This is a genomic window from Halorubrum xinjiangense, from assembly GCF_900102375.1.
In the GTDB taxonomy this organism is placed as follows: Archaea; Halobacteriota; Halobacteria; order Halobacteriales; family Haloferacaceae; genus Halorubrum; species Halorubrum xinjiangense.
Genome location: NZ_FNBO01000002.1, coordinates 212,225 through 227,548 on the forward strand (window position 1 = coordinate 212,225; position 15,324 = coordinate 227,548).

The 15,324-nt window shown below is 69.9% G+C and carries 17 protein-coding genes; 12 read left to right on the plus strand and 5 right to left on the minus strand.

Features of this window, described 5'->3' with window-relative positions; genetic code table 11:
• Positions 1-22 precede the first annotated feature (22 nt).
• The 3 genes from F3H13_RS03915 to tbsP all read right to left on the minus strand — a co-directional run bounded on the left by F3H13_RS03915 (position 23) and on the right by tbsP (position 3,128).
• Positions 23-364 carry a cupin domain-containing protein gene (locus tag F3H13_RS03915; RefSeq protein WP_149797749.1) on the minus strand — a complete coding sequence of 114 codons (342 nt, stop codon included), beginning with the start codon at positions 362-364 and terminating at the stop codon, positions 23-25.
• Positions 365-421: 57 nt separating this feature from the next.
• Positions 422-2,113, minus strand: a complete 1,692-nt coding sequence (locus tag F3H13_RS03920; protein WP_149797750.1) for a YcaO-like family protein — start codon at positions 2,111-2,113, stop codon at positions 422-424.
• Positions 2,114-2,306: 193 nt separating this feature from the next.
• A complete protein-coding gene (tbsP, locus tag F3H13_RS03925) occupies positions 2,307-3,128 on the minus strand; it encodes a transcriptional regulator TbsP (RefSeq protein ID WP_149797751.1) in 822 nt (273 codons plus the stop codon).
• 243 nt (positions 3,129-3,371) lie between these two features.
• On the opposite strand from tbsP, the gene glyA reads away from it, so the two are divergent.
• The 8 genes from glyA to F3H13_RS03965 all read left to right on the plus strand — a co-directional run bounded on the left by glyA (position 3,372) and on the right by F3H13_RS03965 (position 10,145).
• Positions 3,372-4,619 carry a serine hydroxymethyltransferase gene (gene glyA, locus F3H13_RS03930; RefSeq protein ID WP_149797752.1) on the plus strand — a complete coding sequence of 416 codons (1,248 nt, stop codon included), beginning with the start codon at positions 3,372-3,374 and terminating at the stop codon, positions 4,617-4,619.
• 92 nt (positions 4,620-4,711) lie between these two features.
• On the plus strand, positions 4,712-5,122 hold the full coding sequence (locus F3H13_RS03935) for a DUF3054 domain-containing protein (protein ID WP_149797753.1): 411 nt from the start codon (positions 4,712-4,714) through the stop codon (positions 5,120-5,122).
• Positions 5,123-5,306: 184 nt separating this feature from the next.
• The gene (locus F3H13_RS03940) at positions 5,307-5,546 is read left to right on the plus strand and encodes a hypothetical protein (protein ID WP_149797754.1); all 240 of its coding nucleotides are present in this window, start codon (positions 5,307-5,309) and stop codon (positions 5,544-5,546) included.
• A gap of 85 nt (positions 5,547-5,631) precedes the next feature.
• The gene (locus F3H13_RS03945) at positions 5,632-6,633 is read left to right on the plus strand and encodes an ornithine cyclodeaminase family protein (RefSeq protein ID WP_149797755.1); all 1,002 of its coding nucleotides are present in this window, start codon (positions 5,632-5,634) and stop codon (positions 6,631-6,633) included.
• Between the two features lie 36 nt (positions 6,634-6,669).
• Positions 6,670-7,197, plus strand: a complete 528-nt coding sequence (locus tag F3H13_RS03950; protein ID WP_149797756.1) for a metallophosphoesterase — start codon at positions 6,670-6,672, stop codon at positions 7,195-7,197.
• A 91-nt stretch (positions 7,198-7,288) separates the two neighbouring features.
• A complete protein-coding gene (locus tag F3H13_RS03955; RefSeq protein ID WP_149797757.1) occupies positions 7,289-7,534 on the plus strand; it encodes an AbrB/MazE/SpoVT family DNA-binding domain-containing protein in 246 nt (81 codons plus the stop codon).
• Positions 7,534-7,962: a type II toxin-antitoxin system VapC family toxin gene (locus F3H13_RS03960; protein WP_149797758.1), complete on the plus strand. Its 429-nt coding sequence runs from the start codon at positions 7,534-7,536 to the stop codon at positions 7,960-7,962. Before F3H13_RS03955 ends, F3H13_RS03960 begins: the two co-directional genes overlap by 1 nt.
• A gap of 461 nt (positions 7,963-8,423) precedes the next feature.
• Positions 8,424-10,145 carry an aldehyde ferredoxin oxidoreductase family protein gene (locus tag F3H13_RS03965; RefSeq protein ID WP_149797759.1) on the plus strand — a complete coding sequence of 574 codons (1,722 nt, stop codon included), beginning with the start codon at positions 8,424-8,426 and terminating at the stop codon, positions 10,143-10,145.
• Between the two features lie 7 nt (positions 10,146-10,152).
• Here the strand turns inward: F3H13_RS03965 and F3H13_RS03970 are convergent, their stop codons facing one another.
• Positions 10,153-11,820, minus strand: a complete 1,668-nt coding sequence (locus F3H13_RS03970; protein WP_149797760.1) for a sensor histidine kinase — start codon at positions 11,818-11,820, stop codon at positions 10,153-10,155.
• Positions 11,817-12,620, minus strand: coding sequence for a DUF5806 family protein (locus F3H13_RS03975; protein WP_149797761.1), 804 nt, complete (start codon positions 12,618-12,620; stop codon positions 11,817-11,819). Before F3H13_RS03975 ends, F3H13_RS03970 begins: the two co-directional genes overlap by 4 nt.
• 90 nt (positions 12,621-12,710) lie before the next feature.
• Between F3H13_RS03975 and F3H13_RS03980 the strand changes: the two genes are divergently transcribed.
• The 4 genes from F3H13_RS03980 to F3H13_RS03995 all read left to right on the plus strand — a co-directional run bounded on the left by F3H13_RS03980 (position 12,711) and on the right by F3H13_RS03995 (position 15,321).
• The gene (locus F3H13_RS03980; protein WP_149797762.1) at positions 12,711-13,079 is read left to right on the plus strand and encodes a universal stress protein; all 369 of its coding nucleotides are present in this window, start codon (positions 12,711-12,713) and stop codon (positions 13,077-13,079) included.
• Positions 13,076-13,648 carry a GNAT family N-acetyltransferase gene (locus tag F3H13_RS03985; protein ID WP_149797763.1) on the plus strand — a complete coding sequence of 191 codons (573 nt, stop codon included), beginning with the start codon at positions 13,076-13,078 and terminating at the stop codon, positions 13,646-13,648. The genes F3H13_RS03980 and F3H13_RS03985 overlap by 4 nt, the downstream gene beginning before the upstream one ends.
• Positions 13,649-13,698: 50 nt before the next feature.
• The gene (locus F3H13_RS03990) at positions 13,699-14,322 is read left to right on the plus strand and encodes an adenylate kinase (protein ID WP_149797764.1); all 624 of its coding nucleotides are present in this window, start codon (positions 13,699-13,701) and stop codon (positions 14,320-14,322) included.
• 96 nt (positions 14,323-14,418) lie between these two features.
• Positions 14,419-15,321, plus strand: a complete 903-nt coding sequence (locus F3H13_RS03995) for a DUF106 domain-containing protein (RefSeq protein WP_149797765.1) — start codon at positions 14,419-14,421, stop codon at positions 15,319-15,321.
• The last annotated feature ends 3 nt before the right edge of the window (positions 15,322-15,324 follow it).

Genomic DNA, 15,324 nt, shown 5'->3' on the forward strand with positions numbered 1-15,324 from the left:
CCCGCCACAAGCCGCCGACAGCCTACTTCTCGCCCCAGTCGGGGTTCGCCCGCGGCGGCGCGAAGATGTCGAAGCCGACCACCGGCTCGTCGGTGCGGTTCTCGGCCGCGTGCGGCTCGTCGCCGGGGATCACGTAGGTGTCGTCGGGGCCGACGACGCGCTCTTCGCCGTCAACGACGAACGTCAGCCTGCCGGCCGTGATCACGCCGATCTGCTCGTGCGGGTGGTCGTGTTCGGGCACCGTCGCGCCCGGTTCGATCTCGAACCGCTGGATGCTGGTCTCCTCGCCGACGGCGCCCTGGGTGAGGAACACGCCGTCGACCGCCTCGACCGCCTCGACGTCCGCGTCGGGTACGACGTCCATACGACCTCCCGCGACCCGGAGGCACCTAAATCCGCGGGAGGGAGACGCCTCACCTCGTCAGGGGAACGGGTGGTACGGCCGGTCGAGCGCGGGCTCGAACCCCATCGACCGCGGCACCTCGCTCGCGCGCTCGCCGAAGAACGGCTCGCCGGTGAACAGCGGCTGCGCGCCCGGGACCAGCACGCGGACGGCTTCGAAGCCCAGCGCCGCGAGGTCGCGCGTCGTCACCCGCGCGACGTAGGGATCGAGCCCGACGCCCTCGACGCGGTCGACGACGGCCGCCAGCTCCTCGGCCCCCGACAGCTCCGGCTCCCCGAGCCCGTCGGCCGAGACGGTCGCGTCCGGGTCGAAGAACGCCGCCGTCTCCGCGGGGAAGTCGGCGTGGTGACCGATCGCGGCGCCCTGCTCGGCGGCCGCCTCGCGCCCCATCGAGCGGAGCTCGGTCCAGTTCTGGAGCGCCTCGGCGAGCGCGCTCCGCGCCGCCGCGGCCGGGTCGAGGTCGGCGCCAGAGCCCGCGGCGAACCGCGGCCAGTCGCCCTCGCGGCCGACGCCGACCGCGACGACGGGCACGTCCACGTCGGTCGTGACGAGCAGCGCGGTCACCGACAGCGACTCGGCGCGCGCCCGCTTCTCCAGCTCGGCGAAGGCGGGGTCGTCGACCTCGAGTCCGAGCGGCTCCGTCGTGGAGTACCAACTGGTCATCGTCGCGTCGCGCTCGATCGCCTCGTAGAGGCCGGAGAGCGCGGCGTCCGGCCCGGATCCCCCGAGCCCGAGCCCGGTCGTGATCGGCGGCCGATACCGGCGCTCCGGCGGCGGGAAGCCAACGAACTCCGCCGGGAGGCTCGCGGGGTCGCCCGTCCCGAGGCGCTCGCCGCGGACCCACGGCAGCCGGTCGTCGCGGTCGTACGCCTCGGCGCCCTCGGGCCGGACAAACGCGTCGGGCGTGACCGGGTTCGGGACGTTCGCGGCCGGCGCGCGCGTGAACTCGGCCTCGCGGTAGACGCCGGCCGCGTACCGCTCTAACCCCTCGCCGAGCGCCTTCATGAACGCGGCGTCCCAGTCGGCGGCCGCGCCGCCGCCGAAGTCGGCCGCGTCGGCGTCGGAGAACGGCGTCGTGTCCGCGACCCGCGCGACGTAGTACGGCAGCGGGAACGACTCCTGCTCGCCCACTTCGCTCAGGGCGCCGATCCGGGGGTCGACGGCCCGCTCCGCGCGGTCGATCGCCTCGCCGAGGTCGCGCTCGACGTCCTCGCGCGGGAGCGCGTCGCCGGGGTCGGCGCCGCAGCCGCACCCGGGCGCGGGCAGCAGCGTCCGCTCGGCGCCCGGCACCTCGACGACGGTGTCCGCGACCGGGTCGCCGGCGAGCAGCCGGATCGCCCGGCGCCCGGCCACCGCGCCGGCGTAGCGCACGGCAGAGCGGCGGCCGGTCGGTCCGTCGGCCGGCTCGGCGCCCCCGCTCTCGACGCGGGCGCGCAGGCAGTCGTAGCAGGCGTCGTCAAAGACGGTCACGGCGGCGTCGAGGTCGTCGAGGGGGACGCCGCCGAGCCCGCCCACCTCCACGCCGATCCACCGGTCGAGCAGCTCGTTCGCGGTCGCGAACGCCGCCGAGCCGGCGGTGTCGACGACGACCGCCAGGTCGAACCCGTCCAGCAGCTCCGCCTCGACGGGCATCGCGTTCACGTCGACGTCGCCGAGCGCGGCCGCGGCCGCCTCGACCGCGGGGCCGTCGCCGACAAGTCCGATATCCATACCCGGTCGACGCGAGGCGGCGAAAAAAAGCCGCGGGTCCGCGGCACGGCTGCGAACGCGTCCCGCGGGAGAGCGGGAGCGCGGTCGCGGGCGAAAAGCAAGCGAGAGCGGGAACGCGGTCGCGGGCGAAAAGCGAGCGAGAGCGGGACGTACGAGAGGGCGGAACGCGAGACGAGCGCGCGTTCGGGAGCGCTCAGGCGGGGGTGGCGGCCATCATCTCGGCGGCCTCGGCGGCGAGTTCCGCGGCGTCGACGCCCCGGAGGCGCTCGTCGCCGAGCTTCAGGCGGAGGCGGGGTCGCCCGACGTCGATCGGGACCTTCTCGGTGTCGATGATCCCCAGGTCTTCGAGGCGCGTCTTCGTCCGGGAGAAGGTCGCCTTCGAGGCGATACCGACGTCCTCGCCCCACTTCGAGATGTCGTAGAGAAGCACGTCGTTCTTCGCCGCGACGAGCAGCGAGACGGTCACCTCGTCGAGGTCGGCGCCGTCGGCCCCCTCGGTCGCGGCGAGGGCGGCGTCGAAGTCGTCGCGGGCCTCCGATCCGATCTCGGACTCCATCGTCTCGCGGACCCGGCTGATCGCCGGCGTGCGGAGCGTGTACGGCTCCGCCTCGTCGAACGCGTCGCGGTGGGACTCGTACACCTCGTCGACGAACTCGTCCTCGTCCGTCGAGAGCGCGGCGACGTCGTCCCCCGCCGTGACGAGCGCCACGACCCGAGAGGGGGAGACGAACAGCGCGTTGTCGACCTCCCCGTCTAACACCCGGAGGTCCAGGGCGCCGTCGGCGACGAGGTCGGCCGCCCGGGACGCGACGACGAAGTCGTCCGTGACGTCCTTGAGGGTGCGCTCGTCGGCGAGCATCGACAGCTCCGGGAGGTCGTCCCGCCCGACCGCGGTCTCGACCAGCGATACGATCGTCTCAGCCGAGGGGTCCACGACGAGCAGCTCGTCGTCGTCCCCCGCGAACGCCGCTTCGAGCGCCGCCTCGACGTCGGCCGCCAGTAAATTCGACACCATATATCTCTTCGTATAAAAGCCGGTTGCGTATTTAATATTAACGGGGTTTATGCTTCGAACAACGTACGCAGCGGCTCTCAAACGAACGAAAACGGCTAATTCGCCGAATCGAATATCGGTCCGCGGATCGGGGAGTTCGCTCCCGGATCGGCGGTCGACGCGTGGGGCCGCGTCCGCCGGCGAGACGACGGCACTTCCCACGGCGACAGAAGGATTAATGCGCGGTCGCGCCCGCGTTCGCACATGGACCACGAGCACGTCCGGGAGGTCGACCCGGCGGTCGCCGACGCGCTGACCGGCGAGCGCGACAGACAGGAGCAGACGCTCGCGATGATCGCGAGCGAGAACCACGTGAGCGAGGCGGTACTGGAGGCGCAGGGGAGCGTCCTCACGAACAAGTACGCCGAGGGCTACCCCGGGTCGCGCTACTACGCCGGCTGCGAGTACGCCGACGAGGTCGAGGAGCTGGCGATCGAGCGCGCGAAGGAGCTGTGGGGCGCCGACCACGTCAACGTCCAGCCCCACTCCGGCACGCAGGCGAACCAGGCGGTGTACTACTCGGTCCTCGAACCGGGCGACAAGATCCTCTCCTTGGAGCTGAACCACGGCGGCCACCTCTCGCACGGCCACCCGGCGAACTTCACGGGGCAGCTGTACGACGTCGAGCAGTACGAGGTCGACCCCGAGACGGGGTACATCGACTACGAGGGGCTGCGTGACACGGCCGAGTCCTTCGAGCCCGACATCATCGTCTCGGGCTACTCCGCGTACCCGCGCACCGTCGACTGGGAGGAGATCCAGGCGGCCGCCGACGCGGTCGACGCCTACCACCTCGCCGACATCGCGCACATCACCGGGCTCGTCGCCGCCGGCGTCCACCCGTCGCCGGTCGGCGTCGCCGACTTCGTCACGGGCTCGACCCACAAGACGATCCGCGCCGGCCGCGGCGGGATCGTGATGTGCGACGCGGAGTTCGCGGACGACATCGACTCGGCCGTCTTCCCCGGCGGGCAGGGCGGGCCGCTGATGCACAACGTCGCCGGCAAGGCGGTCGGCTTCAAGGAGGCCCTCGAACCCGAGTTCGAGGAGTACGCGCAGCAGGTCGTCGACAACGCGGAGGTACTCGCCGAGACGCTTCAGGAGCACGGCCTCTCCTTAGTCTCCGGCGGAACCGACAACCACCTTGTGCTGGCCGACCTGCGCGACTCGCACCCGGACCTCTCCGGGGGCGACGCGGAGGACGCGCTCGCGGCCGCGAACATCGTCCTCAACGGGAACACGGTCCCCGGCGAAACCCGCTCGCCGTTCGACCCCTCGGGGATCCGCGCGGGCACCGCCGGGCTGACGACGCGGGGCTTCGACGCCGACGCGATCGAGGAGGTCGGCGACCTGATCTACCGCGTCGTCGACGACGTCGACAGCGAGGACGTCATCTACGAGGTCGGCGAGCGCGTCGTCGAGCTCTGCGAGGCGCACCCGCTGTACGAGTGACGGCATCCCGGCCGGCGACGTCGCAGTCGCCGGCGCTCGACCGCCCGACCGAATCCGTGCGTACAAAGTAGGGGGGCGCCCGACGGGTCGGTATGGCCGACTCGTCGTTCCTCGCAACACGCCTCGATCGCGCCGCCGTTCCCCTCGCGGTCGGCGACCTGATCGCGCTGATCGTCCTGTTGACGATCGGCGCGATCAACCACAGCAGCGTCGAGTTCCTGTCGTCGAACCCGCTCTACCTGCTCGAAGTGTTCGCGCCGTTCCTGATCGCGTGGGCCCTAATCGCGCCGCTCGTGGGGGCCTATTCCGCCGGCGCCGTCGAGACCGCGAAGTCGTCGGTCCCGCTCGCGATCCGGTCGTGGATCCCGGCCGCGGTCGTCGGGCTGGCGCTCCGCGCGTTCGTCTTCCGCGGCGGCGCCGCGCCCGCGTTCGCCGTCGTCATGCTCGTGCTCGGCTCCCTCGCCCTCGGCGGCTGGCGGGCGCTCTACTTCCGGCTCCGGTAGCGCTCCTCGATCGGATTTCGGCGTCCAAACGCCGTTTTCTCCCTTCTCGTCGCAGTTCGACTCGGTCGGCCGGGGCTCAGATCGGTTCATAAGTTATGAGTTACCTCTCTGTGTTCATAGCGGAACTACCTCCGAACCACGGGAAAGATTTAATATCGATTTTCGACTACTATTCAACGGGAGCATGACTGGATACTACGACTACGTCCTCGGGCTCATCCCGGCAGCACTGATCGGCGTGACCGCGTTCCTCAACCTGGTCGGGCTGTCGTTGCTGTCGGCGCTGCCCGCGGGCGCGGTGGCCGCCGCCACCGTCATGGCCCACGCGATATTCGTCAGGGCCCCAGTCGCCGCCGACGCGCCGGCGGACGCGTCGCGCTCCGGCCAAGGAGAAGCCGGCTCGGGCGGCCGGTCGTCCGCCTGACACCCTACCGGCCGGTCGTCCGCGTGACGCGCCGCCGTTCGCCGCGTCCTGTACCGTTTAGTTCCCCCGCCCCAACCGGGCGAGTATGACCGAAGCCCTGTTCCTCGCTAGTTCCGCGGTGGACGACCTCGCCGAGCCGGCCGACTACGTCGCCGCCGTGCGCGACGCGTACCGACAGGTAGGCGAGGGCGCGCCCGCCGAGCCGCGGACGAAGCTGTTCAACCGCGAGCCGCCGGGGATGTTCACGACCTACGCCGCCGTCCTCCCGGAGACGGGCGCGATGGGCGGCTATTCGTATTCCGCCGGCTTCGGCGCGGAGGATGCGTGGTTCATGACCCCGCTTTTCGACGCCGAGTCGGGCGCGCCGCTCGCGCTCATCGACGGCGCCTCGATGAACCCGTTTAAAACGGGTGCTGCCGGCGCGGTCGCGGTCGACGCGCTCGCCCGCGAGGACGCGACCGAACTCGCCGTGATCGGCAGCGGCGCGCAGGCGCGCGGGCAGGTCGCGACGACCGCGACTGTTCGCGAGTTCGAGGCGGTCCGCGTCTTCTCGCCGACCGCGGAGAAGCGTGAATCGTTCGCCGCCGACTTCGACGACCGTCTCGACGCCGACGTGTCGGCGGTCGCGAGCGCGAGCGACGCACTGGCGGGCGCCGACGTCGTCATCACCGCGACGACCGCGAGCGACCCCGTGATCGCCGACGCCGACGTGGAGCCGGGGACGCACGTCACGGCGATGGGACAGTACCACCCGAAGAAGAACGAACTCCCGCCGGCGCTCGTCGCGCGGGCGACGTACGTCCCCGACCTCCGGGCGCGCGCGACGCAGGACGCCGGCTCGTACCTCGCCGCCGTCGAGGCCGACCTGATCGAGGAAGGGGAGGGGATCGCGGCCGACCTCGGCGAGGTTATCGCGGGCGACCACCCCGGCCGGACGGGCGACGACGAGGTGACCGTCTTCGACTCCGGCGGGACCGGGGTGGAGACGGTCGCGGCCGCGCACATGCTGTACGAGCGCGCGAGCGAGAAGGGACGCGGGGAGACCATCGACTTCGCGCCCGCGAGCGAGGCGCTGACCGGCGAGTAGGCGGAGATTGAAGTAGCGCGCTCGCGTCCGGTCGGTATGCGAATCGGCATCGTCTCCGACACGCACGACGACCTCGCCGCCGTCGAGGCGGCCGTCTCGCTGTTCGAGCGCGAGGGCGTCGACGCGGTCGTCCACTGCGGCGACTTCGTCGCGCCCTTCTCCGTGACGCCGTTCGACGCCGGCTTCGACTTCCACGCGGTCCGCGGGAACAACGACGGCGAGTGGGCGGTCGAGTCGACGGTCGAGGCGTTCGGCGAGTACCACGGCGAGGCTGCCGCGCTCTCGTTCGACGGTGCGAGCGAAACCGACGCGGTCGACGTCGCGATCACGCACGGCACGAGCGGCGTCCTCGTCGACGCGCTCGTCGACTGCGGTGACTACGACTACGTGTTCCACGGGCACACCCACGCGCACGGCGTCGAGGAACGCGACGGGACCGTCCGCGTGAACCCGGGCGGGCTTCCGATTCCGGTCGAGGGCGCGGACGACGCGTTCCGGGTCGCGACGCTGGAGACGACGGAGTCCGGGGCGGACGCGGTGACACACCACGTCCTCGACGATTAGCTTCGGAAGCACGGTGAAGCCGCATCTTCGGCTGCCTACTTCCTCCACATGTGGAGAAACATGTATGAGAGTCGAACCAGAATATCCCGGTATGGCGACTGAGGAGAGGTCCGAGGAAACGACGGTCAGCGATCGGGGGATGGTCACGATTCCGGCAGACCTCCGCCAGCGACTCGACATCGAGCCGGGTGATAAACTCCGGTGGACCACAGACGACAGCGGTGCGCTCTCGGTCGAGATCGTCCATCAACGCGAGGGCGTGTTCGACGATTTCGAACCCGTGGACGCCGGTGAGACGAACGCCGTCGAAGCGGAGGCCGAGTTCGGAGGGGAGTGATGGCGGTTGCCCTCTTGGACACTAACGTCCTCTTCGCCAGTGCCAGCGCCCGCGACGAATACCACGACCGCGCTCTGGAGATCGTCCGCGGAATCGACCACGGGGAACTTCCGAACGCCGTCCTGACGGACTACGTCGTCGCGGAGCTACTGAATCTCTCTCGCGAGAAACTTGGCACAGATGCCGCGAACCGACTGCTGGATCGGCTTATCGAGGGCGCCCATTTCGAGATTGTCCACTCCCCGAATGTGGATTTTAACGCCGCACAGCCACTTTTTCGCCAACACAGCGAACTCTCGTTCGTGGACGCGACCATCGCCGCGTACTTGAATCGGGAAGGCGTTGAGTACCTCTACTCCTTTGACGACGACTTCGACGTGGTTGAGGGTTTCACACGCTTGGAGACCGCTGATAACCCCTTCAGTTAGCAGGTTTGAAGTGGGTAATTTTGTCACGAACTCACATATGCCTCCGAGGTAGGACACCGCCAAACCCCCAGCCGTCCGTTTATAAATGGTTGATAACGGATCGGCGGCAAACACCTCCAAAGCCCCAGTCGCAAGGACGGCGCACGCTCGTTGCGCTCCTCAGTCGCTCGTTCCACTCGCTTCTTCCGATGCTTACGTCGCCTGCGCCGTCCTCGCGACTGCCCCTTTGAGTCCTCCCCAGCGCAGCACCGCAACCGCGCCTCACACCTCCCCAGCCTCGTCGCTCACGCCCTGCGGGCGTTCGCGACTCCCTCGCGCGTGCTCCTCGCGGCCGCCTTCGGCGGCCACTCGGAGGCACGCGCCGACCGCACCGTTCTTTATAAGCGATCGCACCGCCGCTATCTGATATTTAAACTGCGACCACCCCGAGTTTTATCGCCGCCCGCATGCTCTGTGGCCCCATGAGACACGCACAGGGGCCGCTCCTCACGATCGACCTGACCGAGCGGACCGCGTCGACGGAGCCGATCGACGACCGGCTCGCGTCGTTCGTCGGCGGCCGCGGGCTCAACACGTCGCTCGCGTACGACCGGATCCCGTTCGACGCCGATCCGCTCGGCCCGGAGAACCGCCTCTACCTCTCGACGGGGCCGATGCAGTACTCGACGACCTCCTACACGGGGCGGATGGCCGCCACGGGCCTCTCGCCGCTCACGAACGGCCTGCTGTCGTCGAACGCGGGCGGGTTCCTCTCGCGGAACTTCACCGGCGCGGGGTACGCCGCGGTCGAGTTGGTCGGCGCGAGCGACGAGCTGCTCGCGGTCCACGTCCGCGAGGTCGGCGCGGACGGCGAGCCGGACGTGACCTTCGAGGAGGTCCCGGACCTGGCGGCGGCCGAGGTGTCGGCCGTCTCCGACCGATTCGCCGAGACGCGCGATCTGGGGCCCGAACACGTCGCCTGCGTGGGGCCGGCGGGCGAGAACGCGGTCCGGTTCGCGTCGATCATGACCTCGGACACGCGGGCGTTCGGGCGCGGCGGGCTGGGCGCGGTCCTCGGCTCGAAGGGCGTGAAAGCGCTCACCTTCGACGGCAATGCGGACGCCGCGGTAGAGCTCGACTGGCCCGACGAGGCGGGCGAGGTCCACCGCGAGGCGGCCACCTCCGACTCGATCATGAAACGGCAGGGGACGACGAGCGTGACGGAGCTCGCAAACGAGGTGGACGCGCTCCCGTCGTACTACTTCGCGGAGACCTCCTTCGAGGGCGTCGAGGGGATCTCCGGCGACCGCGTCGAGGAGAAAAAGTACGAGAAGGGGACCTGCTCGCAGTGCGCGTTCGCCTGTAAGCTCCCCACGCGCGACGAGGAGACGGGCGTCGAGACGGAGGGGCCGGAGTTCGAGACGGTGATGGCGTTCGGCTCGAACGCGGGCGTCGACGACGTCGTCGACGTGATGCGCGCGAACGAGCTGTGCGACGAGCTGGGGATGGACACCATCTCCTGTGGCGACGTCGTCTCGATGTTCTTAGAGAGCGAAGACGAGTTCGGCAACGCCGACCTCGTTCGCTCGCTCGTCGAGCAGATCGCCTACCGCGAAGGCGTCGGCGACAAGCTCGCGGAGGGCGTCCACCGAGCCAGCGAGGAGTTCGGCGCCGAAGACTGGACGGTGAAGGGGATGGCCTTCTCCGGCCACGACGGTCGCGCGCTCAACGGGCAGGGGCTCGCGTTCGCGACCGCGAACCGCGGCGCCGACCACATGTACGGGGAGTTCTACCCCTACGAGTACCCGCTCGTCGACCCCGACGACGCGCTCGACCCCCAGGGACTGGCGGGGAAGCCGCCGAAGCTCGTCGCGAAGGAGAACCGCAACGCGGTCCTCGACTCCGCGGTCGTCTGTAAGTTCTCGCGGGGGACGGTGACCGACGACCGGCTCGCGGCGCTGCTCGACGCCGACTACGACGTCCTTCAGACGCTGGGCGCTCGGATCGTCGAACTGGAGCGCGCGTTCAACAACGCCCGCGGCTTCGACCGGAGCGACGACACGCTCCCGTACGCCGACGCCATCGAGGGGTTCGACGCGGCGCTCTCGGAGTACTACTCGCTCCGCGGCTGGAACGACGACGGCACCGTCCCCGGCCACGGCGACGGGCTCGACCCCGCGAGCGCGGCGCCCGCCGACGACTGAGCGGGGCCTACTCCCGCTCTTCGCCCGACTCGACGTCGACGCCGCGGAACTCGAACCGCGCGCCGCCCGTCTCGCTCTCGGCGAGTTCGACCGTCCAATCGTGCGCTTCGGCGACCTCGGCGACGATTTTTAGCCCGAAGCCCGTCCCGTCCGGGTCGCTCGTCACCCCCGCCTCGAACACCGTCTCGCGGTCCGCGGGGTCGATCCCGGGCCCGTCGTCCTCGACGTAGAAGCCGTCGCCGTCGGGGAGTACGCCGACCGCGACGGCGACGGCTGGGCCCGCGTGGGTGACCGCGTTGCCGAAGAGGTTCTCCAGCGCCTGTCGCAGGCGACTCCGGTCCGCGGCGACGACGGCGTCCGTCTCGACCGACAGCGTCGCCGACTCGGTGTCCACGGTCTCCCAGCACTCGGCGACGAGGTCGGCCAGCGGGACGGGCTCGGTCCCGTCGATCCCGGAGCCCTGTCTCGCCAGCGCGAGCAGGTCCTCGATGAGCGCGTCCATGCGGTCGAGCGACCGCTTCACCGCGCCCAGCTCCTCGACGTCTATCGACTCGCTCGCGAGGCGGTCGGTGACGATTTCGAGGTTGCCGGCGGCGACGTTGAGAGGGCTCCGCAGGTCGTGCGAGACGAGGCTGGCGAACTCCTCTAAGCGGTCGCGCTCGCGGGCCACCTCCGCCTCGCGCCGCCGGAGCTGCCGCTCCCGCTCGATTCGGACGAACACCAACGTCACCGTCGCCGCCCAGATTCGCGCCACCGCGAGGTCGGAGTCGTCGAAGGCGTCGGGGACGGTCGCGCCGACGTTCAACACGCCGTACCGCCCGAGCGGGACGACGAGCTCGCTGCGGATCGTCGCGTCGTCGTCGTAGCGGTCCGGCTCCTCGGCGACGTCCGCCACGTAGGTTGGCTCGCCGCTCTCGAAGGCCTCCCAGGTGATGCTCCGCCCGTCCGCCGCGAACGTCGGGTGTTCGCCGACGACCGCGTCGGCGGTGTCGGTCCAGACGATCGGTTCGAGCGCGTCCGCGTCCTCGTCGTACAGCCAGATCGCGGCGATCGGGTGGCCCAGCACGTCGTCGACGTACGACACCGCCGCCTCGGCCGCAGCCTCCCTGTCCGTCGTCTTCAGCAGCTCCCTGGTCGCCTCGTGGAGCGATTCGAGCGTCTCCGTACGGCGCCGGAGCGCCAGCTGTCGCGTCCGCTCGTTCGAGACGTCTATCGCGGTGACGACCGCGTACGGGTCGCCGTCGAGCTCGAAGGCGCCGACGCTGACGCGGACCGGGACCGTGACGCCGTCGCCGCGCCGCACGACCAGCTCAAACCCGTCGGCGAGCGACCGGGAGTCCCCGGCGCGCACCGCGTCGACCAGCGCTTCCACGTCGTGTCGGAAGCCGTCGTCCGCCCCCTCGACACTCGCTTCGTCCCGGGCGATCGCGGAGCGGGCGTCGTCGCCGTCGTCCGAACCCGTTTCGAAGGCCGCTATCGACGTGGAGCCGTTCCACTCCGTCTCGGTCGGGTCCGCGAACACGTCGTCGATCGAGCGTCCCGCGAGGGCCGCCGGCTCGAGCCCGAACACCGCCTCGACGCTCGGCGTGCCGGCGTGGACGACGCCGTCGCCGTCGACGACGAGGGTCGGGTCGGGGCTCGCGTCGGCCGCCCCCGGGAACCGGTCCATCGTCACTCTTCGGTCGGCTCGTGGACGTGCCCGCACTCGGGACAGCGCACCTCCTCGCCGCGGAGGTCCGCCGAGGAGGCGCGCACGTCGCGCATCACCTCGCTGATCTTGTCCTCGGCCTCCAGCTCGTCGGCAACCGCGAGGTCGACGCCCTCCACTTCGAGGAGGAACTTCGCGACCTCCGTCACCTCGTACATCATCTCGTCTAGGTCCTCGGCGGTGAAGAAGCCGGACATCGCGCCGTAGAGGAACGTCGCGCCCGCCTTCGTCACCTTCTCCTCGAAGGAGTAGCGCGCCTGGTTGACCGCCTGCGGCGTGTAGGTGTCGGTCATGAAGGGGACGAGCTCGGGGAGGTTCTCGCCGATCTTCGTCATCTCGACCCCGGTCTCCGTGCGGAAGTCGGCGCAGAGCCGCGCGATCGCCCACTCGCGGGCCGTGATGTACGTCCGGTCGCGGAGGAACTCGTTGACGCGCTCGTAGCGCGCGCCGTCCATCTTCTTGAACCGCTCGTACTTCCGGACGTCCCGCGGCACGTCCTCGTCGGGCTCCTCGCCGGTCGCGTCCCGGTCGTCGCCGGTCGCGGACGACCCCTGCTCGTCGCCGGTCGCGGACGACCCCTGCTCGTCGGCCGTGGTCGCGCCCGGCTCCGCGGTCGGTGTCCCTTCGTCCGTTCCGTCACCCGCTCGGGAGTCGGGCTTCCCGTCGCCGCCCTCGGAGGGGGACCGGTCCTCGGGTGGGGACCGGTCCGCGGCGGAGTCGCCGGTCTCGTCGGCCGAGTCGGCCGCCGAACCGGTATGATCGCTCATACGTTCGAAACCCCGCGGGCGGGCAAAAGCCTTGTCGGTGGTCGACCGCTCGGAGATCCACTTTTGTATCGTCGCGTGGAGGGGTGGCACATGAAAGTGCTCTGCGGGATCGGCGGCAGCGACGACTCGTTCCGCGCGCTCGACCGGACGGTCGAACGGGCGGCGGTCGCGAACGACGACCTCACGATCGCCGTGGTCGACAACGAGGACTCCTCGGTGTCGCCCGACGAGGTGATGGAGCGCGCCGAGACGGCCGTCGAGGAGGCCGAGATCGACGCCGAGGTGCGACGCGTCGAGGGCGACCCCGGAAGCCGCCTGGTGGAGATCGCCGAGACGGAGGCGTTCGAGGAGATCGTCCTCGGCGGCGGCCACACGAGTCCGATGGGGAAGATCACGATCGGGTCGATCGCGGAGTTCGTCCTGTTGAACGCCAAGACGTCGGTCACGCTGGTCAGATGAGCGACCGAGGCTACCCGGACGCGGTGGCGGACGAGTTCCCGCCGCCGCCGACCACGTTCACCGACCGCGAGGACCGCGTGATCGAGATCCGGCCGTACGAGGGGGACGAAGCGGATCGCGAGGCGCTCGTCGAGATGTACGACGCCTTCGATCCGGCCGACCGCGCGCAGGGGATCCCGCCGGGTGGCGAGAAACGCATCCGCGAGTGGCTGGACGCGATCCTCCCTGGCGACTGTTACAACGTGATCGCGTGGTGCGACGACGAGGCCGCCGGCCACGCGACGCTCGTTCCCGACGGCGACGCCTACGAGCTCGCGATCTTCGTCCACCAGAAGTACCAGCGCGCCGGGATCGGCACGCACCTCATCCGCGGGCTGCTCGGCCACGGGCAGGCGAACGAGGTCGAGAAGGTGTGGCTCACCGTCGAGCGGTGGAACCGCGCCGCTGTCTCGCTGTACAAGAAGATCGGCTTCGAGACCTCCGACGCCGAGAGCTTCGAGCTGGAGATGGGGCTCCGGCTTCACGCGGGCGACGACGAGGACGTCGATCCGGACGACGCCGACGAGTAGCGTTGGCCGGAATCTTCAAGCCTTTAGGGGCAGCCCGCGACCGCTCCGGTATGAGCCATCGAATTCTGCTGTTGGGGGCGCCCGGCGCCGGAAAAGGGACACAGAGCGCGAAGCTGGCCGACGAGTACGGCGTCGAACACGTCACGACCGGCGACGCGCTCCGCGCGAACAAGGAGATGGAGACTGAGTACGGGACGCCGAAGTCGTTCATGGACGCGGGCGAACTGGTGCCCGATCCGGTTGTCAACGAGATCGTCGAGGCCGCGCTCTCTGACGCCGACGGGTTCGTCCTCGACGGCTACCCGCGCAACCTCGACCAGGCCGAGTACCTCTCGGAGATTACGGACCTCGACGCCGTCATCCTCCTCGACGTCGACGAGGAGGTCCTCGTCGACCGACTCACCGGTCGCCGCGTCTGCGACGACTGCGGCGCGAACTACCACGTCGACTTCCACCCGCCCGAGGAGCCGGGCGTCTGCGACGACTGCGGCGGCGAGCTGATCCAGCGCGAGGACGACACCGAGGAGACCGCCCGCGAGCGCCTCGAAGTGTTCTACGACAACACCGAGCCCGTGGTCGACCACTTCCGCGACGAGGGCGTCCTCGTCGAGGTCGACGGCGAGGCGACCCCCGACGAGGTCTTCGACCGGATCCGGGACGTCGTCGAGAACTAAGCCGCGACGCAGCGAGGGGGATCCGCGCCGTCGCGGGGGCAGATCTGAGCGGCGATCCTACAAGGTTCTTAACCGTCGACCGCTAATCAGCCGCTAATGAGCAAAGTCGAACGGCGAGTCCGCTCGCTGGTCCGCGAGGACGGCGAGATGCGGGACGCCATTCAAGTCGTCCTCGACAACGCCAGCGGCGGCGAGGTCCGCTGGGTCGACGTCCGCGACGAGATTACCAGCGGGCAGTGGGGCCGGCTCATCGAAAAGGAGATCCTCGTCGACGGCGAGGAAGGGTTCGCCCTCGCCGACCGCGACGGGATCGAGGCCGGCATGGAGGAGGACTCCGACGGGAGCGACGTGGAGACGCCCGAGACGACCACCTGGTCGAAGTGGGACAAGCTCGCGGGACTGGCGACGGTCGGCGCGTTCGTCGGCTACGCGGTCGGCCCGGTCCGTAACGCGATCGCCGGGGGCATCGACGTGGTCCTCGGCCCCCTTCTGAACGTTGTCCCCTTCTACGTCGTGATCATGGTGATCGCGCTCGGGACGGGGCTGTACTCGACGCTGCTTCGCGCCGGGCTGATGGACATGGAGAAGATGGGCGCCTACCAGGAGCGGATGAAGGACATCCAGGAGCGCCGGAAGGAGGCCGAGGAGCGCGACGACGACGAGGCGCTCGACGCGATTCAGGAAGAGCAGATGGAGGCGATGGGCGACCAGCTCGGCATGTTCAAAGAGCAGTTCCGCCCGATGGTGTGGATCATGTTCCTCACCATCCCCGCGTTCCTCTGGATGTTCTGGGTGATCGGGTACCGCGGGTCGGACGCCGCGTACCCGGCCGTCGCCGCGCAGGAGCTCGTCGTCCCGCTCGCCGGCACGGTCACCTGGGACACGGGGATCGTCGGTCCGATCCAGATGTGGATCCTCTGGTACTTCCTCTGCTCGATGGCGTTCACCCAGCTGGTCCAGAAGAGCCTCAACATCGAGATGTCGCCGTCCGCCTCGTAGGCA